Genomic DNA, 21,204 nt, shown 5'->3' on the forward strand with positions numbered 1-21,204 from the left:
AAACCGAATGGTTATGCATTATATATTGCTGGTGGCGATCGCCACGGCAGTGTGCCCAGCGACCCACGGAGCAGGGGGAAACAATATAAGAGTTTTCCGTATACTTTATAGGGTAAACTACACTTATAGTAATCTCAGTTCCCCCACGCAGGATGTTACATCATGAAAAAACGTCGTATGACCCTGACAGCTCTGGCGCTGTGCGTATCACTGGGTATGAGCGCAGCACCGGTTTTCGCTGATAAAGGCGGTAATGGCAACGGCGGCGGCAACGGTAACGGTCATGGCAACAGTGCAAATCATGGCAACCATGGCAACGGCAATGGTAATGGAAACGGTAAAGGTAACGGTAACAGCGGCGATCATGCCAAAGGTAAACAGGGCAAAGGCGGCAATAACGACCTGGTGTCCGTGAACCTTTCTTACGATCGTGTGCGCCCGCTGGCTCTCAACTATGGCCTGACCGGCTATCAGGCTCTGCCTCCGGGCATTGCCAAGAACCTGGCACGTGGCAAGCCGCTGCCTCCGGGCATCGCCAAGAAAGCCGTACCGGCGTCCTTGCTGGGCCAACTGCCACATTATCCTGGTTATGAATGGCGCGTTGCCGGCGACGATCTGGTGTTGGTAGCGCTCAGCACGGCGATTGTCGCTTCCGTAATTAACGGTGTTTTCGACTAGCACGCAAGCAAACATATCAAGCCCTGCTCCGGCAGGGCTTTTTTGTGGGCGAAAATAAAGATGATCCGCCTGAACGCATTGCATTATATTGCCTGATTCGCAGACGGAAAAAACAGAGGGATTATGTTTAAAATTATGCTGATAGCGGGTTTACTGTGCAGTTTCTCCACGTTGGCGAACGAGGCTAAGCCGATCGCCGAAACCGTCAACCAGCGACTGTCATTGATGAAAGACGTGGCCGGCTATAAAGCGCAGCAGCATTTGCCGATTGAAGATCTGGCCCAGGAAAGCAAGGTGTTGGCCAGTACCCAGGCCGAAGCCGAAACGCTAGGGCTGGATGCTGCCACGATTAAACCGTTTGTCATGGCGCAAATGGATGTCGCCAAGGCGATTCAATACCGGTATCGGGCCGACTGGTTATCGCAGCCGGAACAGCACTGGCAGCCGCGCCCGCTGAACCAGGTGCGGCCGCAGATCGCGCGCCTGAGCAGTGCCATACTGCAACGGCTGGCGCAGCGCTTGCAGGCTGGGCCGATTAGCGAAACAGAGCGTCAGGGGTTCGTCAACGCACTGCAACAGCATAATCTGAGCGATGCCGATAAACAGCGGCTGTTTGACGCGCTGCTGGCGGTGAGAACCCGCAGCACGCCCTAGTCTGGTTTAGTCGGTACGGCCGGTGGTGCTGCGTTGAAAGGTCAGCACCCGGCTGCGGTTGGCGATCAGATCGACGCTATAACCCCGGAAATACAGACAGAAACGTTTTAGCCAGGGGCCATCCTGCGATTCAACCAGCATGCGGCCATGGCCCAGCGAGCTTAACCTGCCGATCTGCGCTGCGGGGCCAACGCCGATATGTATCCGATCGCCGCGGATTTCAAACGCAGTACGATATTGCGGGTGATACCACACTCCCTGTACGTGTTTCAGGCAATCGTTATTCAGCGTTACTGGCAAGAAATGCCGTGTGACATGTCCCACTTCACCTTCGACCGCTTCTCCATTCCAGCGCAAACGCATCGGCATATGCGCCGACAGCGATACGGCATAGCCATCCGTTCCTTGGTACAGTGGTTCGCTGATACCCAAATAGGCGACGTTGCCGTCGTTGACTTCCAGCCAGTAGGGCTCAGCCACGCTGGCATAGATGCCATCGGGTATGGCATCACTGCGCGGCGGCAGGGTTTCCCCCAACAAGGCGGCCATCACCTGCAAGGCGATGTTGAAACTGTCGCAATCTTCGCGATTGGCTACCAGCACCATGCCCGCGCTGCGATCGGCTGCCAGCAGGAAGTGGGTTTTATAGCCGGCATGCGAACCGCCGTGCCCCAACAGGCGCTGCGCTCCCAACCTGGTATGCGCCATACCGAGGCCATAATCGCTGAGCTGGCCATTGGCTAAACGCCGCGCAGCGCTTAACTGCGCCAGTACGCCAGCGCCTGGCCCGCGATCTGCCAGCAGAGATTGCAGCCAGCGGGTCAGGGCGTTGGCGCTGCCGGTCAGGCTGCCCGATGCCGATAGGTGTAGTCCGTTGCTGGCCAACTGCCAGCCGTGAGGCGTGGGCCAATAGCCGGGCACCAGTCCCGCAACGATATCGAACCAGCTCTCAGGCGCCCTCAGTTGGACTGCCAGCGGCTCGGCGATGTGTTGTTGCACCAGTCGATCAAACGTGTGACCTTGCGCGTTCAGCGCGGCCTCCACCAGCCGATAACCGGTATTGCTGTAACTGATTTCACTGCCGGGTGGGAAGTTGAGCCGGTTCAGACCATAAACAAACTCCAGCACCGGCGTGGCATCGCTGACGGTATGTCCAGAAATGCCAAGCAGGCCGAGGGTTTCCCGTACGTCGGGCAAGCCGCTGGTCATATCCAGCGCCTGGCCGACGCGAACTTTCGCCAATTCGCCGCGCAGCTGTGGCAACAAATCGCCGATAGGTTGATCGAGCTGCAACGCGCCATCGACGGCGTTAAGCGCCAGCGCAGCGAAGATATGCTTGGTGACCGAGGCATAACGAACCACGCTGTCGGCGCTAAAGGGGGTGCCCTGGGCCAGATCGGCCAGGCCGGCACAGGCGACGGCCTGCGTCTGCTCGGCGTCAAACAGGATAATCGCGCCACCGGGCTCGCCTGGGCGTTGCCAGTCGGCCAGCAGCCGTTCGGCGACAGCATGGGCCTGGCGCCAGTTTAGCGGGATATCGGACATGGTAGCCTCCAGAGTGACATGACGGACTGCATCAATTCCAGTCTCAGCAGATGGCTACTGGGACTGATAGGGATTGGCACGGTTCAGTCAGATGTTTCTTATTCTGCCGCGGGCAGTGGTTTTGCGCCGATTGTGGCGCAGCACGCGCGTCGGCAGCCGCCGTTTTGTGCGCTGGGGTAAAATGGGAACGCTGTTTTAGTTAAAACTGCGAAGCGGTACGCAAATTGCACATCAGATGCCAGCGTTGTTGGCGCTTAACCGGACGCAGCAGGATGGGGCAGGAAGAGGCAGGGTGCCTCCGGGCCAGGAAAGTGACGACCCGGAGGATAAATTAAGGGGGCAATCAGCGTTGTGCTGCGCCCCAGGCAATCATGGTTTCAAGCAATTGTTGCAACAGACGCTGTAGCGGCGCAGCCCGTTCGGCGTCAAAAGCGAACGGGTATTGTTCGGACATATAATTCACCTGCGCCAACTCCAATTGCACCGCATGCTGGTTTTCAGCCGGTTTGCCATAGGCACGCGTGATATAACCACCTTTAAACCGGCCATTAAGCACATAACTGAAGCGTTGTTGATCTTCGCAACGGCGCAGCAGCCGATCGCTCAGTGCGGTGGCACAGCTTTCACCTCCGTTGGTACCGAGGTTGAGATCCGGCAGTTGGCCGTCGAACAGCCGCGGGATCACCGACGCGATAGAGTGGGCATCGAACAGCATGGCGTAGCCGTGTTTGGCTTTCAAGCGTGCCAGCTCATCCTGTAATTGTTGATGATAGGGATGCCAGATGTGTTGTAAATAGCCGGCGCGTTCCTGCTCTGACGGCGCTTTACCCGGCTGGAAGCTGGCGCGGCCATCAAACAGCACGTCGGGGAACAGACCGGTCGTGGCGGTGGTATACAGCGGCTTATCGTCAGACGGGCGGTTAAGATCGATGACAAAACGCGAATAATTGCCCACCAGCAGGCTGGCGCCCATCGCCCGGGCGAAATCATACAGCTGGGGAATGTGCCAGTCGGTGTCAGACAGCGGCCGTGCATCGTCGGTCAGGCCGGCTTCAACCGCGGGCGTCAAGCGGGTGCCGGCGTGCGGAATGCTGATCAGCAGCGGTAGAGTGCCGGTATGAAATTGAAACGGATCTCGAATGGTCATTGACGTACTTCTCCTCGGAAAATCACCGTACAGGGCAGTTGCCCACCCAACCAATAAGCCAGTTCAGCCGGGCGTGATAACGGCCAATGGACAAAATCCGCCACTTTGCCGCTTTCCAGCGAGCCGTGGCTGTGCTGTAACCCCAAGGCCCTGGCGGCATTGAGGGTGACGCCGGCCAACGCTTCTTCCGGTGTCAGTCGGAACAGCGTGCAGGCCATGTTGATCATCAGACGCAGCGACAGAGCCGGCGACGTGCCCGGGTTGGCATCGCTGGCGATGGCCATTGCCACCTGGTGTTTACGGAACAGCGCGATCGGTGGGCACTGGGTCTCACGCAGCAGGTAATAGGCGCCTGGCAGCAACACCGCCACGGTACCGGCGGCGGCCATCGCCTGTGCATCCTGTTCGGTGGCATATTCAAGGTGATCGGCAGACAGGGCGTGATGACGCGCCGCCAACGCGCTACCGCCCAACGCAGACAGCTGCTCGGCATGCAGTTTGACCGGCAGACCGGCACGCTCGGCGGCGGCGAACACCTTTTCCACCTGCTGTGGCGAAAAGGCCAAATGCTCGCAAAAGGCATCAACCGCATCCGCGAGCCCGGCCGCGGCGGCTTCGGGAATGATGGTATCGCACACCAAATCGATATAGTCGTCAGCCCGACCGGCGTATTCCGGCGGCAACGCATGGGCTGCCAGACAGGTGGTTTTTACCTCGACCGGCAGCAGTTCGCCCAGCCGGCGTGCCACCCGCAGCATTTTCAGTTCGCTTTGCGGCGTCAGGCCATAACCGGACTTGATTTCAACGCAGGTCACGCCTTCTGCCAGCAGCGGTTTCAGGCGAAACAGCGCCTGCTGCAACAGCTGTTGTTCGTCGGTGTCGCGGGTGGCCTTCACGGTGGAAACGATACCGCCGCCCTGTGCGGCGATCTCGGCGTAGCTGACGCCGTTCAGTCGCTGCTCGAATTCGGCGCTGCGATCGCCGCCAAACACCAGATGCGTATGGCAGTCCACCAGGCCTGGAGTGATGATGCCGCCGTCAAACTCTACCGTTTTGGTCGCGCTAATCGCTGGCAACGCTGCACGTTGGCCAATCCAGACGATGTTACCGTCGCGTACCGCGATGGCCCCGTCATGCAGAATGTGATATTTGCCGTCGCGCATGGTGACAAGGTCTGCGCCATACCACAGGCTGTCGCAGTGAATTTCGGAGGACATGGTGACCAACTCCCACATGGTTGTATATACAATTAAAAACAACCTAGCGCATTCATCGGCATGCGGCAAGAGCAGGGCGGGAAATTTGTTATCAGGATGTGATCGCCGGTAACTAACGGGGGCTATCGCCCCCATCATCTCACACCTCGTTGGTGAAGCGGCCAAACAGCTGATAGCGGCTGCCGGGATACAGCAGGCGGGCAGAGGTCACCACGGTTTTCCCTGACCAGGTGCGGCGATGAATCAGCAGGCAAGGTTCGTGATCCTCCAACTGCAGCAAGTCGCGTTCCTGACGGGTTGGCGTCACCGCTTCGACGATATGCTCGCCGGCGGTCAGCGGCGCGGCCTGGGTCAGGTAGATGTAGGGCGTAACCCGATCGAAATTCTGCGCCATATAATCGGGTGCTGCCAACGGATTGACACAGCGGTTTTCCAACTGCACCGGCATCTCGTTTTCGTAATGAACGATCTGCGAGTAAAACAGCTGTTGTCCCGGCGAAATGCCCAGCGCGCTGGCTTCTTCATCGCTGGCGGCTCGCGCCTTGAACTCCAGGATCTTGCTGCTATGGCGATGACCCCGCGCGGCGATTTCATCGGCGATGTTATGCACTTCCAACAGTGCGGTATGCGCTTTGGCTTCGGCAACAAAGGTACCGACGCCCTGCATGCGGATCAGGAAGCCTTCGCTGGTCAGTTCACGCAGCGCGCGGTTAATGGTCATACGGCTGACGCCGAGCTCCGCCACCAGTTCGCTTTCCGACGGCACGCGCTGATGCGGTTGCCAATGACCCGCACGGATTTGATTGACGATAGCCTGCTTCACCCGCTGATAAATGGGGGCAGGGGTATCGCTCATTGCAGCAGCCAGCTGTAACACGGTCGGTTGATCCACCACGACGTTAACCTCGTCAAATAAAAATATCATAACACCAGTTTACTGTTGCTGCTGGCGTATGTATATGTATATACAAGTAGTGGTCAATTAACCAGAAATATACAATTGACTTACAAATGCGCGTGTCGCGCGCTTTCGCCCTTATACCAACGTTGGAATACTGCCATGCCTGCTTATTTTGCTCCCCGTGCATTGCTTGCCACCGGCTGGGCCCATGATGTCCGGCTGGACGTCGACGCCCACGGTTTTCTTGCCAAGGTTACCCCAAAATCGAACCCGGAAGGCTGTCTACGTCTGCAGGGTGACGTGGTTCCCGGCATGCCTAACCTCCATTCCCATGCGTTTCAACGCGTCATGGCCGGGTTGGCGGAGGTGGCTGGCAACCCGCAGGACAGTTTCTGGACCTGGCGCGATCTGATGTACCGCCTGGTACAGCGTCTGACGCCGGAACAGGTCGAAATTATCGCGCGCCAGCTGTATATCGAAATGCTGAAAGGGGGTTACACCCAGGTGGCGGAGTTCCATTATCTGCATCACGATGAGTACGGCAGGGCATATGCCGATCGTGGCGAAATGACCGGGCGGCTCAGTCAGGCGGCACGGCAGGCGGGGATCGGCATGACGCTGCTGCCGGTCCTGTACAGCTACGCCGGATTTGGCGCCCAGCCGGCGCAGGACGGACAGCGGCGTTTCATTCAGGACGTTGACGGTTACCTGGCGCAGCAGCAAACCCTGGCCGGGCAACTGGCCGGCGTGCCGTTGCAGAACCATGGGCTGTGCTTCCATTCGTTGCGTGCCGTGGAACTCAGGCAAATGGAGCAGGTGCTGGCCGCGTCCGACCGTGCGCTGCCGGTGCATATTCACATTGCCGAACAGCAGAAAGAGGTTAACGACTGCCTGAGCTGGAGCGGCCAGCGCCCGGTTGCCTGGCTGTATGAACATCTGCCGGTTGATGCGCGCTGGTGTCTGGTGCATGCCACCCATCTGGATGACGGTGAACTGGCGCAGTTGGCGCGCAGTCAGGCGGTGGCCGGGCTGTGTCTGACCACCGAGGCCAATCTCGGTGACGGCATCTTCCCGGGCGACCGCTATCTGCAACAACAGGGGCGTTGGGGGATCGGCTCCGATAGCCATGTATCCCTCAACGTGGTGGAAGAGTTGCGCTGGTTCGAATATGGTCAGCGGCTGCGCGATCGGCGTCGCAATCGTCTGACCACCGCACAACAGCCAGCGGTAGCAGATGTGCTGTACCAGCAGGCGTTGCAGGGCGGTGCGCAGGCATGCGGCGTGGCGCTAGGCCAACTGACGGTCGGTTATCGTGCCGACTGGCTGGTGCTGGACGGTAACGATCCCTACCTCGCTGCCGCGCCTGATGCCTCCATTCTCAACCGTTGGCTGTTCGCCGGCGGTAAAGAGCAGATTCGCGACGTGTTTGTCGGCGGACGGCAAGTGATCGAGCAGGGACAACATGCGCTGCAACAGCAGAGCAGCGCCGCGTTTATGCAGGTGTTGAAAACCTTCCAGCAGGAGGCGTAATGCCGTTTAACCGTTTCGAATTCAAACAGCTGCCGGTCAGCCCGTGGCGTAACGGCGGGGGGGAGACGCGCGAAATCGTCAGCCTGCCGCTCGGCAACGCGGATTTTGACTGGCGCGCCAGCATTGCCACCATTGCCCAGGCGGGGCCGTTTTCTGCCTTCAGCGGCATCGATCGTTCGATCACACTGCTGGAAGGCGACGGCGTGCATTTATACAGCGCCGGTCAGGTCGATCATCGTTTGACGACGATTGGCGAACCATTTGCCTTTTCCGGCGACCTGGAGGTGCAGGCGCAATTACCGGGCGGCAGCAGTCAGGATTTCAACATCATGACGCGGCGTGGGCGCCAGAGCGCCGACGTGCAAGCTGTCGTAGCCGCTACGCCGTTGCCAACGGGTCATGCCGGCGTGATCTACGTCCTGCGTGGCGACTGGCAATTGCGCCAGCCGCAGCCGCTCACGCTGCATCCACGGCAGGGCGGCTGGTGGTCAGCGATGAACCACGCCAGCCAACTGGTGCCGTTGACGCCAAACGCGTTGGCGTTATGGGCTGATATTAGGTCGCACCACCCGAGTGGTGGCTAACGGCTGCGCATTCGGCTAGAGTCGGTGGCTAAGTTATGGGATTATTTGCCTTTACATACCATTTGACGCTGAGAAGGGTGCATGGCCTCGCTGAAAGACGTAGCAAAACTGGCCGGCGTATCGCTGATGACGGTATCGCGTGCCATCAACGAACCTGGCAAACTGCGTGCCGATACCTACCGCCGGGTGAAACAGGCCATTGATCAATTGGAGTACGTGCCGGATCTGGCCGCTCGGCGTATTCGCGGCGACGGCGGTCGGGTGCAGACCATCGGCGTGCTGGCGCTGGACACCGCGACCACGCCGTTCTCGGTGGAAATGATCCTGTCGATTGAAAAAACCGCGCGTGAACACGGCTGGCAAAGTTTCGTGGTTAACCTGTTTGCCGATGAGTCGGCGGAAAAAACCGTGGACTTGCTGATGGCGCACCGCCCTGACGGGGTGATCTTTACCACCATGGGGCTGCGTGAGGTTACGTTGCCGACCAAGCTGCTGGATAAACGGCTGGTGCTGGCGAACTGCCTCAGCGCCGGTAGCCAGGTGGCAACGTACATCCCCGATGACGAACAGGGCCAGTATGACGCCATGCGCGCGCTGATCGCCAAAGGCTACCGCGCGCCGCTGTGTATCCATCTGCCGCAAAGCACGCCGGCGGCGATGCTGCGGCGGCGTGGTTTGGAACGTGCCTGGCAGGAAACGGGCGGCGATCTGGCGCAGTTGAAGCAGTATCATCTCGACCTGACCGGTGGTGATGAACACTATCGCGACTGTGTGGCACTGTTGACGCGCCATTTTGCACCGGGGCGTAAAGAGTGCGACGTGGTGGTGTGTGGCAATGACCGGGTGGCATTTCTGGTGTACCAGACGCTGTTGGCGCAGGGCTGGAAAATACCGCAGCAGGTGGCGGTGTTAGGGTATGACAATATGGTGGGCATCGGTCAGCTGTTCCAGCCGCCGCTGACTACCGTACAGTTGCCGCATTACGAACTGGGCCGGCAAGCGGCGCTGCACCTGATCGAACAACGCGAGCATCGCGACACGGTGCAGGTGCCATGCCCGCTGTTGTTGCGTGGTTCGATGTAATCCTGCCGTTGGCGGGCCCGCTACGGACCCGCCCTGGCGATTACTGCCAAATAGCGTTTAGCGCCCAGCCGGTAATTTCACCAAAGGTGGCGCTGCCGCTTTCAGCGAACAGACTGATGCGCCGATCGCCGTCGCTGGGGTAGATGCAACTGGTCAGGCAGGCTTCACCACGATTCACGAACACCTCTATTGAAGATCGATCGACAAAAATGCGCAGCTGCAGCGTTTCGCCCACCGGCAACGGTACGCTGCGGCAGCCGCACAGCCCGGCGTCGTCGCTGAAACGCTCAACCACCAGGCGACGTGCCTGATTGTCAACGTACAACCGCACGGCGCTGCCAACGCTGACGCCGTAACGCTCCGCATCGCTGGCGTCGATGGCCAGGCTCAACGCCAGTTCTTGTATCCCGTCGCCGAGCAGCAACTGCCGGTTGGCGAACTGAGTGGCGCCAAAGCGCTGTGCTTCGCCGCGCAATGCGCTGAGCTCGGTTGCCGGATTCATCAGTATGCTACCGTCCTCGGCCTGCGAAAGTTCGCGCGGCAAGGTCAATGCTCCGGCCCAGCCGTGCGCTTTGCTCGGCATCGGCGACTCCCACATGTTCATCCAGCCAAACAGCAGGCGGCGGCCATCGGCGGCGGTAAAGCTCTGTGGCGCGTAGAAATCGTGCCCGGCGTCAAGTTCGACAAACGGTTGGGTCAGTTCGAAGTCGCTACCGGGCTGCCAGTTGCCGAGCAGGTAGCCGCTCTGGAAGCGATTGCGCTGGCGGTAGCCGTGCGCCGTCAGACCCTGTGGCGAAAAAAGCAACAGCTGTTGTTCCCCCAACGGGAAGAAATCCGGGCATTCCCACATGTAGCCCTGCGATGGTTCCTCCGCCGTCGCCAGGATGCGATCAAAGCGCCAATGACGCAGGTCGTGGGAGCAATACAGTCGTATCTGGCCGAGGTCGTGCCGCTTGGCGCCCACTACCATCCACCATTGGCCATCCTGACGCCACACCTTGGGATCGCGGAAGTGCTGGATGCCATCCGGCGGCGTCAGCACCGCGCCGTGTTTGGTGAAATGTACGCCGTCCTCGCTGGTGGCCAGGCATTGCACCTCGCGTAGCTGGCTGTCGTCGCCTGGCTCACCCAGCCAGCGGTGACCGGTGTAGATCAGCGTCAATACGCCGTTATCGTCGACTGCGCAACCGGAAAAACAGCCGTCGAGGTCATCGCTGTCACCGGGCGTCAGCGCGATCGGCATCGGCTGCCAGTGCACCAGATCGTGGCTGATGGCATGTCCCCAATGCATTGGCCCCCAGTTTTCGTCATACGGATGGTGCTGGAAAAACGCGTGATAGACGCCGTTAAAGCAAATCAACCCGTTGGGATCGTTGATCCAGCCGGCGGCGGCCGCCAGATGGAAGCGCGGGTAATAATCGTCCTTACGCGTGGCGCGCAGCATTTCTACGGCATGATCGGCTTGGGCTAAAGTATTTTTCATTGGCTTGGCTCACTTACGGGATGAATGTTCGGTTTACCGTCGGCCGATTCGCCGCGCAGCAGGAAACAGGAAAGCAGGGTGGTGCAGGCCACGGCGCACCCCATCAGCAGATAGGTATCGGCAAAGCCGATATGGTCGTAGCCATAGCCCGCCAGCGGCGCCAGGAAACTGGCGGCAACCTGGCCGATAAACTGGAAGCCGACCAGGTACAGCGTGGAGGACAGGCGGCTGTCGAAGCGGCTGGTAATGTATTTGAACAGCGCCACCAACAGGATCGGCAGTTCTACCGCATGCAGCAGTTTCATCGCCGAAATCATGATGGCGCCGCTGGCCAGGCCGGAACCGAACATACGCAATGCCATCACGCTACTGGCCAGCAGCAGGCTTTGCTTGATACCGATGCGGTTGACCAGCAACGGGGCGAGGAACATGCCACCGGCCTCGAGAAACACCTGCAACGAATTGAGGAAGCCGTACATTTCGTTGCCCTGCTGCGCGCTTGAGAACTGAGAGGCAAAATAGACCGGAAACTGCTGGTCGAAAACGCCGTAGACGCTGGTGCCGATGACGAACACCACCAGTGCCCAAAAGCGCGGCAGGCGAAGCAGGTCGAGCGCGTCCTGCAAACGCAGGTTGTCCGGTTTGCCATACTCCAGCGCCGCCATGGCGTTGGGTTTCAGCACCTGCACCTGGCTGAGCAGCAACAGGAACAGCACTGCCGAACCGGAAGCCAGCCAGAAATTGATATTGGGATTAATGTTGTAGATAAATCCGGCAAAGAAGGTTGCGCTGGCCCAGCCGAGCGATCCCCACATGCGGGCGCGGCCAAACTCGAAGCCGACAATGCGGCTGACGCGCTCGGTGTAGGATTCCAGAACGCCGATACCGGCGTTGAATGCCAGACTGATGAACACGCCGCCGACCAGAGCACCCAGCGCCAGGTTGAAGCGCAGCAGCGGTGCGTAGGCATAGATAAAGAACGGACCGGTCAGCACCAGTAGCACGCCGATAAACAGCAGCAGATGCTTGCGCAAGCCGAGCTTGTCCTGAATAAAACCGTATAACGGCTGGATAAACAGCGCCATCAGCGACATGGCGGAAAAGATTAGCCCGGTTTCCGCGCCTTTCAGCCCGATTTTTTGATGCAGCCAGATGGCGATCAGTGAAAAACTGGATGACCAGGTAAAGAAAAAGAAGAACAACAGGCCGCTCAGTAGCAGATAGTATTTTTTTGTTTCGCGGTTCATGACCATGTCCCAGTGAGGAAAGTTGGCGTTATTGTTAACGTTAACTTTTGCGCTTTGGAAGATGTTCTGCGCCTTGTTTGCGATGTTAATCACAAAAGTTAACGTTAACATTTGCGATGCGCGATCGCCATCACGAAATAGGGCTATGGCCCTGCAAGCAGGGCCATAGCCGTTAGCGTTCGTTCAGCGAGCGCAAATGGTCGTCGCGCCGCAGTGTCATCAAGGCCAGCAGGCTGACTAATGAGGTGGCGACCACGTAGTAGGCGGGAATATCAATATTGCCGGTTTGTTTGATCAAGCCGGTGATGATCAGCCCGGCAGAGCCGGAAAACACCGCATTGGACAGTGAATAGGCCAGCCCGAGGCCGGTATAGCGCACCCGGGTCGGAAACATTTCCGCCAGCATTGCCGGGCCGGGGCCGGCCAGTAGGCCAACCACCGCACCGGCGCTCAGCACGGCGATACCTTTGATTGCCAGCGAGGTTTGCACATCTTGCAGCAGATGCAATAGCGGAAAGGTGAACAGGATCACCGCCAGCATGGCGGTCAGCATCACCGTTTTGCGCCCCCAGCGGTCACTGAGGATACCGGCAGGCAGGATGGTCAGAGCAAAACCGACGTTGGCCAGCACCGTAGCCACCAGCGCCTGCTGGAAGGTGGCATGCAGCGAGGTTTGCAGATAGGAGGGCATCACCACCAGGAAGGTATAACCGGCGGCCGACCAGCCCATCATGCGGCCAATGCCGAGCAGGATGGTGGTCAGCACGCCACGCAGGCTGGCCGCCGGGGCAGAGTCGGACTGTGGGGACTGTTGCGCCTGGGTAAAGGTGGGCGTTTCTTCCAGCTTCAGACGCAGCCACAGTGCCACCGCGCCCATCGGCAAGGCCAGCAGGAAGGGGATACGCCATCCCCACTGGTATAATTGTTCTTTGCTCAGCAGCGCGGCCAGCAAGGCGACCAGACCGGCGCCGGCCAGCAACCCGAGCGCCACGGTGAGCGATTGCCAGGCACCGTATTGCCCACGTTTTCCGGGCGGGGCAAATTCGGTCATCAACGACACCGCGCCGCCAAACTCGCCGCCGGCAAACAGCCCTTGCAACATGCGCAGCAGCGTCAGCAGCAGCGGTGCGGCAACGCCGATGGCGGCGTAGGTTGGCATAACGCCGATCAGCGCCGTAGCCAGCGTCATCAGCAGCAGTACCGCGATCAGCGTCGGGCGACGGCCTATGCGGTCGCCGATGCGGCCAAAGATCACCGCGCCGATGGGCCGGCAGAAAAACGCCAGCGCGAACGCGGCGTAGGTCAGTATCAGGCTGGTGATCTCGCTTTCGCCTTGCAGAGTGAAAAAGTTGGCGGCGATAACGGTTGCCAGAAACCCGTAAACGCCGAATTCATACCATTCAATAAAGTTGCCAACCGAACCGGCCAGCAATGCCTGTCGCGAACGACGGGCATCGATTACCGCTGTATGCGCTGCCATTGCCTTCCCCGTTAATCTGTTATTGTTCGACCGTTCTAAATTTAGATGGCAAAACAATCAATTGATTTCTGCGGTAAATGCGATCGTGACCGGGACGGATGGTAAACGGCTAACCGGATAATCGTGAACGGGGCATGACAGGCTGCCCCGGAAGATTGGAGCAAGGGCGCCGTGGCGCCCTTGTCGTTTACAGCGTCGGCCCGGCACCCAGCAGTTTTTCGCCGGCTGGGGTAACGGTGTATTTGGCGAAGTTATCGATAAAGCGCTGTGCCAGATCTTCGGCCTTTTCTTGCCACAGTGATTCGTCGGCGTAGGTTTTGCGCGGATCAAGAATCGACGGATCGACCCCCGGCAATGCGCTCGGTACCGCCAGCCCGAAGATCGGCAGGGTAAAGGTGTCGGCCTGATCGATGTCGCCGCTCAATATCGCGTCGATAATGCCACGAGTGTCCTTGATCGAGATACGTTTGCCGCTGCCGTTCCAGCCGGTATTGACCAGATAGGCTTGGGCGCCGGCGGCCTCCATGCGTTTCACCAGCACTTCAGCGTACTGAGTGGGATGCAGCGTCAGGAATGCCGCGCCGAAACAGGCGGAGAAGGTTGGTGTCGGCGTGGTGATGCCACGTTCGGTGCCGGCCAGCTTGGCGGTGAATCCGGACAGGAAGTGATACTGGGTTTGTTCCGGCGTCAGGCGTGATACCGGCGGCAGCACGCCGAAGGCGTCAGCGGTAAGGAAAATGATTTTCTGCGCATGACCCGCTTTTGATACCGGTTTGACGATGTTGTCGATATGGTAAATCGGGTAGGAGACGCGGGTGTTTTCCGTTTTGCCGGCGTCATCGAAATCGACGGTGCCATTGTCACGCACCGCCACGTTCTCCAACAGCGCGTCGCGGCGAATCGCCTGGTAAATCTCCGGTTCGGCCTGCGGCGACAGCTTGATGGTCTTGGCGTAGCAGCCACCTTCGAAGTTGAACACGCCGTCGTCATCCCAACCGTGCTCGTCATCACCGATCAACTGGCGTTTCGGATCGGTGGACAGGGTGGTCTTGCCGGTGCCGGACAGGCCAAAGAACACCGCCACGTCGCCCTGTTGGCCGACGTTGGCCGAGCAGTGCATCGAGGCGATGCCCTTCAGCGGCAGCAGGTAGTTCATGATCGAGAACATGCCTTTCTTCATTTCGCCGCCGTACCAGGTACCGCCGATCAGTTGCATACGTTCGGTCAGGTTAAAGGCAACAAAGTTTTCAGAGTGCATCCCCTGTTGCTGCCAGTCCGGGTTGGTGCACTTGGCGCCGTTCATCACCACAAAATCCGGTTCAAAGTCTGCCAGTTCGTCGTCGCTCGGGCGGATGAACATGTTTTTTACAAAGTGCGCCTGCCAGGCGACTTCGGTAATGAAGCGTACTTTCAGACGGCTGTCGGCGTTGGCGCCGCAGAATGCGTCCACGATAAACAGGCGTTTGCCAGACAGTTGTTCGCCAACCCGCGCTTTCAACTGCTGCCAGACCTCTGGCGACAGCGGCTGGTTGTCATTTTTACCGGTGCCGTTATCGGACCACCAGACGGTGTCGCGGGTCGTGTCGTCGCGCACGATATACTTGTCTTTTGGCGAACGACCGGTGAATTCACCGGTATCCACATTGACGGCGCCCAGGCTGGTCAGGGTGCCGCGCTCCAGTGCCGGCAAGTCGGCGCGCGTCTCTTCGTTGAACAGCAGTTCATAGCTAGGGTTGTAGACGACATCGATTGCGTGGTGAATACCATAACGTGCGAGAGTTTGAGGGGTAACAGCGGTTGAAGACATATTCTACTTCCTTATTGGCGATATTATGCCCGTTTTCAATATGCGGCGGCGTATTGAAATACGGGTTCAGATGTAGCTGACCGGATTCAGCTTGCACCGCTCCGATTCTTATTAATGAAAGGCCTGACGACAGGCTTTCCCGTATAGCATAGCAGCGAATTTTTGACTGATTAATTTAATTACAAAACGCTGACGATAATTAATTAAAATCAACCTTGGCGCAGGCTCACAATATTTAATTTACGCGAGTCAATTTTGTTCTGATTTTTTATTTTTTATCATATCGTCAGGGTTGTCTAGTGTTTTATCCACAAATAAGAATCCATCCCATCCGGTCGTAGGGTTGTGATTAATTAGTTGTTTTTATTGATTAATTAAGCTGATTACCATTCGGCGAAGCGCTTCAATCCCGACACTTTCCAGCAGGGTGAATAATGAAACAGTTAAACGCAGAACTTGCCTGTGAGAAAAACACAGCGCAATCGGACTCATCCGGAATAATTAATCAATTACGTCAATTGGATATCGGTGCGGTGCCGGTAGCCTTGTTTATCACTATTAGTGCCATCGTGGCGGTTTCCGCTTATGCCAACTTTTTGCCCAAAAACATGATCGGCGGTTTGGCAGTGATCATGACGCTGGGTTTTGCATTGGCGCAATTAGGCAAAAGCATACCGCTGCTGCGCGATATTGGCGGTCCGGCAATTTTATGTCTGATGGTACCGTCGGTACTGGTGTACTTTGACTTCTTCCAGCCAAACGTCATGGCTACGGTACATTTGCTGATGAAGGATGCCAACCTGCTGTATTTCGTTATCGCCAGTCTGGTGGTCGGCAGTATTCTGGGCATGCACCGGGTCATTCTGATCCAGGGCATGATACGGATGTTTGTGCCGCTGGTGGTCGGAACGGTCACCGCAGTGGCCACCGGACTGCTGGTGGGCAAACTGTTTGGTTTCAGCTTCTACCACACCTTTTTCTTTATCATTGTGCCGATCATCGGCGGCGGCATTGGCGAGGGTATTCTGCCGCTGTCGCTGGCCTATTCCGCCATTCTGGGCGCCACGCCGGACGTGTACGTTGCGCAACTGGCACCGGCAGCGGTGATGGGCAACATTTTTGCCATCGTCACCGCCGGGGTGCTGGCGCGTATCGGCATGCAGCGCAAGGCGCTGAGCGGTGAAGGTATGCTGATCCGTTCGGCGCAGGAGAATGCGGTGTTTGCGATAAAAGAGCAGGGGGGGCAGGTGGATTTTCAACTGATGGGCGGTGGCCTGCTGGTGATTTGCGCCTTCTTTATCGTCGGCGGGCTGTTTGAACATATCGTGCACATTCCCGGTCCGGTATTGATGATTCTGTTTGCGGTATTGTGCAAATACTGTCGCATCATTCCGGCCAGCATGGAAACCGGCGCGCACAGTTTTTACAAGTTCGTGTCCGCAGCTCTGGTGTGGCCGCTGATGATTGGGTTGGGCATGCTGTATGTGCCGCTGGAAAGCGTGGTGGCGGTATTTTCGCTTGGCTATGTGATCGTCTGCGGATCGGTAGTACTGTCGATGGGCGTGGTGAGTTTCCTGATTGCGCCCGCTTTGAAAATGTTCCCGGTGGAAGCGGCTATCGTTACCTGTTGTCACAGCGGCTTGGGTGGTACTGGCGACGTGGCGATTTTGTCGGCGTCCAACCGCATGGGGTTGATGCCGTTTGCTCAGATTGCGACGCGTATTGGCGGCGCGTCAACGGTAATTGGCGCAACGCTATTGTTAGGCTGGCTGATGTAAAGCCTCGGAGGATAAATGCCGTCTGATGATAAAATCGCGATAATTCTGATTAATATCGCCACGTTAGCGTGAGACACTGCTAACCGGATGCTTGGGCTTGCATACCTTGAGCATCTGCCGAATCGCCAGCCGTCCGGTTGGCGATTCACTTTTCTCCCTTCAGCATGTTGATGGCGGCACCGATCAGGATGCGGCGTTCAATATTCTGGCTGCATGCCAACTGCTGTGAAAGATGTTTTGCCAGCGATTCTACCGACAGCGTTTCGCCCCGGTGACGCATTTGCATCACGCTGTCGCCGATCAGCCGTGCCACTTCGTCCCAGACGGGTTTGATCTCCTGTTCCGAGAACATCATCGTTAACCTCGGTTGGGTGATTTTTGCTCAATGTAGCAGTTGGCGCGGCTATTCGCCACCGATGCCGGCGACCAGGGCAAACAACGGCAAGGGGAAGCGATAACGTGAGGTGTGATAGTGGAAATTAACCGAATACCATCGCCGCCCAGCGCAACAGTAGCAGCGCCAGACAGATCAACAACAGAATCAGGAACATTTTCCAGTGTTTGCTGCGCATGCGCTTGCTTGCCACGTGTTCCTCCTTATGCCTTACGCGCTGAAATACCAGATGGCTAAAACAACCATGACAATAACGACAAGCGCAATGACTTTTAATAAATCACTGAAGGTGTCATCGGGATCTTTGTCGCTGTCTTTCATGTTACCGCCTGGCCGCCGGCCATGGAATGGGTGAACGTCCAGTATGCCTGTTGCGTCGGCGCAGGCACAGGGATTTAGGGTAAAAAACCGGTAAAGATGCTGCAGGCGTAGTGAAGACACACGCAGCGGATGCGGGCAGCGGCCTATCCGGTGTACTATTCTGTCTGCAAAGTGACTCAAACAGGGCAATAAACATGGCGAAGGCGCTACCCAAACAGTACGAGAATGCCGAACGTTGGGCATTTGCAGATTCAGAACAGTTGGCGGACCAACTGGCGGCGTTGATTGTCAACGGTACCAAGACCGCGACCTGTGCGAACCTGGACCAGGACGGCATTCCGCAAAAAGGTGATGTTTTTGTGGTGGTCAACGGCAAGGGCGAGCCGGTTTGTGCGGTGGAATTGACAACGGTGGATCTGACAAGCTTCGATCAGGTTGACGAGGCGCATGCCTATGCCGAAGGGGAAGGCGACCGGTCGCTGGCCTATTGGCGTCGGGAGCATCAGCGTTTCTTTGAGGCCTACGATCTGTTTTCCCCCAACATGTCGCTGATCCTGATGAATTTCAAGGTCATCGAGACGTTCTGAGGTGACGAAACCGGTACCTTACTGCTGCCAGTGGGCCACGCCGGAGTTGGCGGCGCAGCTGATAGCCGGCGATGCCCGTCTGGCAGACGACCTCAACTGGACGCGTAGCGGGGCGCTGACGCAGGCGGAATACTGTGAGTGGGCCAATCACGTCTGCGGCATGGCGTGCCTGAACATGGTGCTGCGCGATCGCGACGGCGTGGCACCGCCGGTGTTGGAACTGGCGCGACGTAGCCTGCCGTACGGGGCTTACCAGCGTCAGGGGGATAACATCAAGGGGCTGATCTACGCGCCGTTCGTCCGATATGTGGGGGAACAGTTTGGGCTGCAGGCACAGGTGCACGTCGATCTCAGTGCCGAACAGTTACCGCTCTTGCTGGCATCCCGACGTTATTTCATTGCCTCGGTGCATCCGTCTATCCGCCAGCCGCACCAGACGCCGCCACATAAAGGTGGGCATCTGGTGCTGGTAACGGCGGCGGACGGTACCAGGTTGCGCTTTCATAATCCCTCGGGAGACAGCCTGGCAACGCGTGAGAACGTAACGATGCCACTCAACACCTTTGCGCGATTCTTCGCCGGGCGTGGTATCGCGCTGGCATAAAAAAACGCGCTGTGTCTTTCAGCAAACACAGCGCGTTTTCCTGGCGTACCATCATGCCACGCGCATCACCCAGGCGTCGGCCTGACGATCGTAATGCTGTTTGTACAACAGCAATTGTTTGCCGTTCAATACTGCCGGGATGCTGGTGTGTTCATCCCAGCCGTCCAACTGCATGCACAAGTCAGGATCGGATTTACACGGGATGGTCAGAATACCTTTGCCTTCAGCCTGCTCGGATGACGTAGACAAATACGCATCATCGACCTCAAAGCTGCCTATTTTCACTACGGATACACTCATGAAGACTCCTTGCTCAAGCGGGACGTAAGAGGTAAGACCAGTTAGAGGCCGTCATAATGAGCATAGTCAATGGTGCAAAAAATGCCACAGTAAACATTTAACCTGGCACTATTGCCGGCATCAGGCTAGCCGGGCTGAATATCCCATCACGGAACTGACGTTTTGCTGGTAGCCACCCACTGGCCTTTCACTCTGTGTCGCATTCAGCGCCGCCTTGGCATTAACCCGGCTCCTGCGCCGCTCTGCTGGTGGTTACCGTGCCAGACGGTGGGGGAGTTGGGTAGAAAGCGGGTTGGCGGCAAGATATCAACATTGCCGCCGGAGGGACGTTACTGATGGAAATCCAGTACGCCATCACGTACCAGTTCACGTGGCAGGTTGTTTTTTATCCGGCTGCCGATACGTTTGGCAATGCCCAACGGTTGATGCTGATAGGTAACGATGCATTCATCACCCTGCGGCGGCGGCTCGGGATACAGGTCGCGCCCGTGAAACCACTCCTGCGCCAGCGCGGCGTCCAGCTCAAAGGCTTGCTTTGCGTGACCATCGGCCAATGCCAGCACCGCCTCGTGTTGCCAGCGGAAGCCTTTCGGGAAGCGTTCTGCCAGTTTCAGGCCAATGCGTGAGAAGCGTACCTTGCCGATCAGCGGCTCCAGCTCGGCCGGGAATAACCAGATTTCCTTATCGCGCGCCCATAGACGATGGTCATGCCGATCCCAGCTCAGGCCAACGGCTTCCGCCGCCTGTTGCACCAGCGCACCGTCTTTGCCGGACAGCGGCGAGAAGGGGAATTTGCCCACTTTATAGCCTGGCTTTGGCAGCGGCGCAACCGCATGATGCTTGCGCAGGCGTGCGACAAAGAACCCTTCGCTGTCATAGATTTGCGGGAATACGTGCAGGAAACCTTCGTCGGTCAAGGCCTGGTGCGCGCCAGGGAACAGGTCGCCCAGCGGTTCAACGCTGACCGCCGAACCGTAGTTGGCCAACAGGCTGTTAATCACCTGCTGGTTTTCCTGTGCATTGAGCGTACAGGTGGAGTAAACCATCACGCCGCCGGGCGCCAGCGCATGGAAGGCGCTGTCGATCAGTTGGCGTTGCGTTTCGGCAATGCTGTGCACGCTTTCCGGCGACCAGTTGCTCATGGCGTCGGGGTCCTTGCGCACCACGCCCTCGCCAGAGCAGGGAGCATCCAGCAGGATGGCGTCAAAGGACTCCGGTAGAGCGGCGCCGAATACCCGGCCGTCAAAGTGGGTCAGGGCGGCGTTTTTCACCCCACAGCGACTGAGGTTGGCATGGAGCACCTTGACGCGGCTGGCAGAGTATTCGTTGGCGACAATGCCGCCACGGTTATTCATCAATGCGGCGATCTGGGTGGTTTTGGAACCGGGAGCGGCCGCGACGTCCAGTACGCGACGGGGCGTTTCGCCTGCGCTGAACAGTGCGCTGACCGGCAGCATGGAACTGGCTTCCTGAATGTAGAACAGGCCGCTCAGGTGTTCCGCTGCGCTGCCGAGTCGCAGCGCGTCGTCGTCTCGGGTGATCCAGAAACCTTCTGCACACCAGGGGATCGGCGCCAGTTGCCAGTCGTAGTCCTTTACCAGCGCCAGGAAGCCGTCAACGCTGATTTTCAGCGTATTGACACGTATGCTGCGGCGCAGCGGGCGTTGGCAGGCGGCGATGAAATCCTCCATCGACAGTGCGGCGGGCATGATCGCGCGCGTGGCGTCGAGAAAGGCTGGGGGCAGAAGTACGCTAGCAGATTTGGCCACGGGTAACTCTTATGGACGGTCAAAATGAGGGCGGCAGTGTAACATAAAGCGAGGGGCAGAGAGTATCGGCAGGGCCGCACGGTGGCAGCCCTGCC

General features: G+C 58.1%; 20 protein-coding genes. 8 read left to right on the forward strand and 12 right to left on the reverse strand.

The window, feature by feature from the left end; all coding sequences use genetic code 11:
• Positions 1-162 precede the first annotated feature (162 nt).
• Both AC2AXP_RS05140 and AC2AXP_RS05145 read left to right on the forward strand, forming a co-directional pair.
• Positions 163-678, forward strand: coding sequence for an anti-virulence regulator CigR family protein (locus AC2AXP_RS05140; protein ID WP_198774038.1), 516 nt, complete (start codon positions 163-165; stop codon positions 676-678).
• Between the two features lie 123 nt (positions 679-801).
• The gene (locus AC2AXP_RS05145; RefSeq protein WP_198774037.1) at positions 802-1,332 is read left to right on the forward strand and encodes a chorismate mutase; all 531 of its coding nucleotides are present in this window, start codon (positions 802-804) and stop codon (positions 1,330-1,332) included.
• Positions 1,333-1,338: 6 nt separating this feature from the next.
• On the opposite strand, the gene AC2AXP_RS05150 is transcribed toward AC2AXP_RS05145, so the two are convergent.
• The 4 genes from AC2AXP_RS05150 to hutC form a co-directional block, all read right to left on the reverse strand.
• Positions 1,339-2,877, reverse strand: coding sequence for a serine hydrolase domain-containing protein (locus AC2AXP_RS05150; protein ID WP_004963824.1), 1,539 nt, complete (start codon positions 2,875-2,877; stop codon positions 1,339-1,341).
• Between the two features lie 343 nt (positions 2,878-3,220).
• The gene (hutG, locus tag AC2AXP_RS05155; RefSeq protein ID WP_004963821.1) at positions 3,221-4,024 is read right to left on the reverse strand and encodes an N-formylglutamate deformylase; all 804 of its coding nucleotides are present in this window, start codon (positions 4,022-4,024) and stop codon (positions 3,221-3,223) included.
• The gene (gene hutI / locus AC2AXP_RS05160; RefSeq protein ID WP_039992762.1) at positions 4,021-5,241 is read right to left on the reverse strand and encodes an imidazolonepropionase; all 1,221 of its coding nucleotides are present in this window, start codon (positions 5,239-5,241) and stop codon (positions 4,021-4,023) included. Before hutI ends, hutG begins: the two co-directional genes overlap by 4 nt.
• Positions 5,242-5,380: 139 nt before the next feature.
• A complete protein-coding gene (gene hutC, locus AC2AXP_RS05165) occupies positions 5,381-6,166 on the reverse strand; it encodes a histidine utilization transcriptional repressor HutC (RefSeq protein WP_004963817.1) in 786 nt (261 codons plus the stop codon).
• Positions 6,167-6,301: 135 nt separating this feature from the next.
• Here hutC and AC2AXP_RS05170 point away from each other — a divergent pair, with 135 nt between their 5' ends.
• The 3 genes from AC2AXP_RS05170 to AC2AXP_RS05180 all read left to right on the forward strand — a co-directional run bounded on the left by AC2AXP_RS05170 (position 6,302) and on the right by AC2AXP_RS05180 (position 9,339).
• A complete protein-coding gene (locus AC2AXP_RS05170) occupies positions 6,302-7,672 on the forward strand; it encodes a formimidoylglutamate deiminase (RefSeq protein ID WP_004963814.1) in 1,371 nt (456 codons plus the stop codon).
• Entirely contained in the window at positions 7,672-8,256 is a 585-nt protein-coding gene (locus AC2AXP_RS05175; protein ID WP_198774034.1) for a HutD/Ves family protein, read from the forward strand. The genes AC2AXP_RS05170 and AC2AXP_RS05175 overlap by 1 nt, the downstream gene beginning before the upstream one ends.
• Before the next feature lie 81 nt (positions 8,257-8,337).
• On the forward strand, positions 8,338-9,339 hold the full coding sequence (locus AC2AXP_RS05180) for a LacI family DNA-binding transcriptional regulator (RefSeq protein ID WP_088499677.1): 1,002 nt from the start codon (positions 8,338-8,340) through the stop codon (positions 9,337-9,339).
• Positions 9,340-9,379: 40 nt separating this feature from the next.
• Here AC2AXP_RS05180 and AC2AXP_RS05185 read toward each other — a convergent pair whose 3' ends face one another.
• From AC2AXP_RS05185 to pckA, 4 genes are all read right to left on the reverse strand, one after another.
• Positions 9,380-10,822, reverse strand: coding sequence for a glycoside hydrolase family 32 protein (locus tag AC2AXP_RS05185; RefSeq protein ID WP_004963802.1), 1,443 nt, complete (start codon positions 10,820-10,822; stop codon positions 9,380-9,382).
• Entirely contained in the window at positions 10,819-12,069 is a 1,251-nt protein-coding gene (locus AC2AXP_RS05190) for an MFS transporter (protein WP_039992759.1), read from the reverse strand. The genes AC2AXP_RS05185 and AC2AXP_RS05190 overlap by 4 nt, the downstream gene beginning before the upstream one ends.
• Before the next feature lie 172 nt (positions 12,070-12,241).
• A complete protein-coding gene (locus AC2AXP_RS05195) occupies positions 12,242-13,549 on the reverse strand; it encodes an MFS transporter (protein ID WP_198774031.1) in 1,308 nt (435 codons plus the stop codon).
• A gap of 187 nt (positions 13,550-13,736) precedes the next feature.
• Positions 13,737-15,356 (reverse strand): phosphoenolpyruvate carboxykinase (ATP), encoded by a 1,620-nt coding sequence (pckA, locus tag AC2AXP_RS05200; RefSeq protein WP_004963793.1) that lies wholly within the window; start codon positions 15,354-15,356, stop codon positions 13,737-13,739.
• A gap of 434 nt (positions 15,357-15,790) precedes the next feature.
• On the opposite strand from pckA, the gene AC2AXP_RS05205 reads away from it, so the two are divergent.
• A complete protein-coding gene (locus tag AC2AXP_RS05205) occupies positions 15,791-17,134 on the forward strand; it encodes a 2-hydroxycarboxylate transporter family protein (RefSeq protein WP_004963790.1) in 1,344 nt (447 codons plus the stop codon).
• Positions 17,135-17,279: 145 nt separating this feature from the next.
• On the opposite strand, the gene AC2AXP_RS05210 is transcribed toward AC2AXP_RS05205, so the two are convergent.
• A complete protein-coding gene (locus AC2AXP_RS05210) occupies positions 17,280-17,489 on the reverse strand; it encodes a hypothetical protein (RefSeq protein ID WP_004963788.1) in 210 nt (69 codons plus the stop codon).
• Between the two features lie 124 nt (positions 17,490-17,613).
• Positions 17,614-17,706: a small membrane protein YniD gene (yniD, locus tag AC2AXP_RS05215; RefSeq protein ID WP_233092464.1), complete on the reverse strand. Its 93-nt coding sequence runs from the start codon at positions 17,704-17,706 to the stop codon at positions 17,614-17,616.
• A 337-nt stretch (positions 17,707-18,043) separates the two neighbouring features.
• On the opposite strand from yniD, the gene AC2AXP_RS05220 reads away from it, so the two are divergent.
• Positions 18,044-18,436, forward strand: a complete 393-nt coding sequence (locus AC2AXP_RS05220) for an ASCH domain-containing protein (protein ID WP_004963785.1) — start codon at positions 18,044-18,046, stop codon at positions 18,434-18,436.
• A 1-nt stretch (position 18,437) separates the two neighbouring features.
• Positions 18,438-19,040 (forward strand): cysteine peptidase family C39 domain-containing protein, encoded by a 603-nt coding sequence (locus AC2AXP_RS05225; protein ID WP_004963783.1) that lies wholly within the window; start codon positions 18,438-18,440, stop codon positions 19,038-19,040.
• Positions 19,041-19,091: 51 nt separating this feature from the next.
• Here the strand turns inward: AC2AXP_RS05225 and AC2AXP_RS05230 are convergent, their stop codons facing one another.
• Together AC2AXP_RS05230 and rsmF are read right to left on the reverse strand one after the other, a co-directional pair.
• Positions 19,092-19,340 (reverse strand): DUF1480 family protein, encoded by a 249-nt coding sequence (locus AC2AXP_RS05230; protein WP_004963781.1) that lies wholly within the window; start codon positions 19,338-19,340, stop codon positions 19,092-19,094.
• 329 nt (positions 19,341-19,669) lie between these two features.
• Positions 19,670-21,109, reverse strand: coding sequence for a 16S rRNA (cytosine(1407)-C(5))-methyltransferase RsmF (gene rsmF, locus AC2AXP_RS05235; RefSeq protein ID WP_004963776.1), 1,440 nt, complete (start codon positions 21,107-21,109; stop codon positions 19,670-19,672).
• Positions 21,110-21,204: the final 95 nt, after the last annotated feature.

Source organism: Serratia sp. Sp408, from assembly GCF_057180665.1.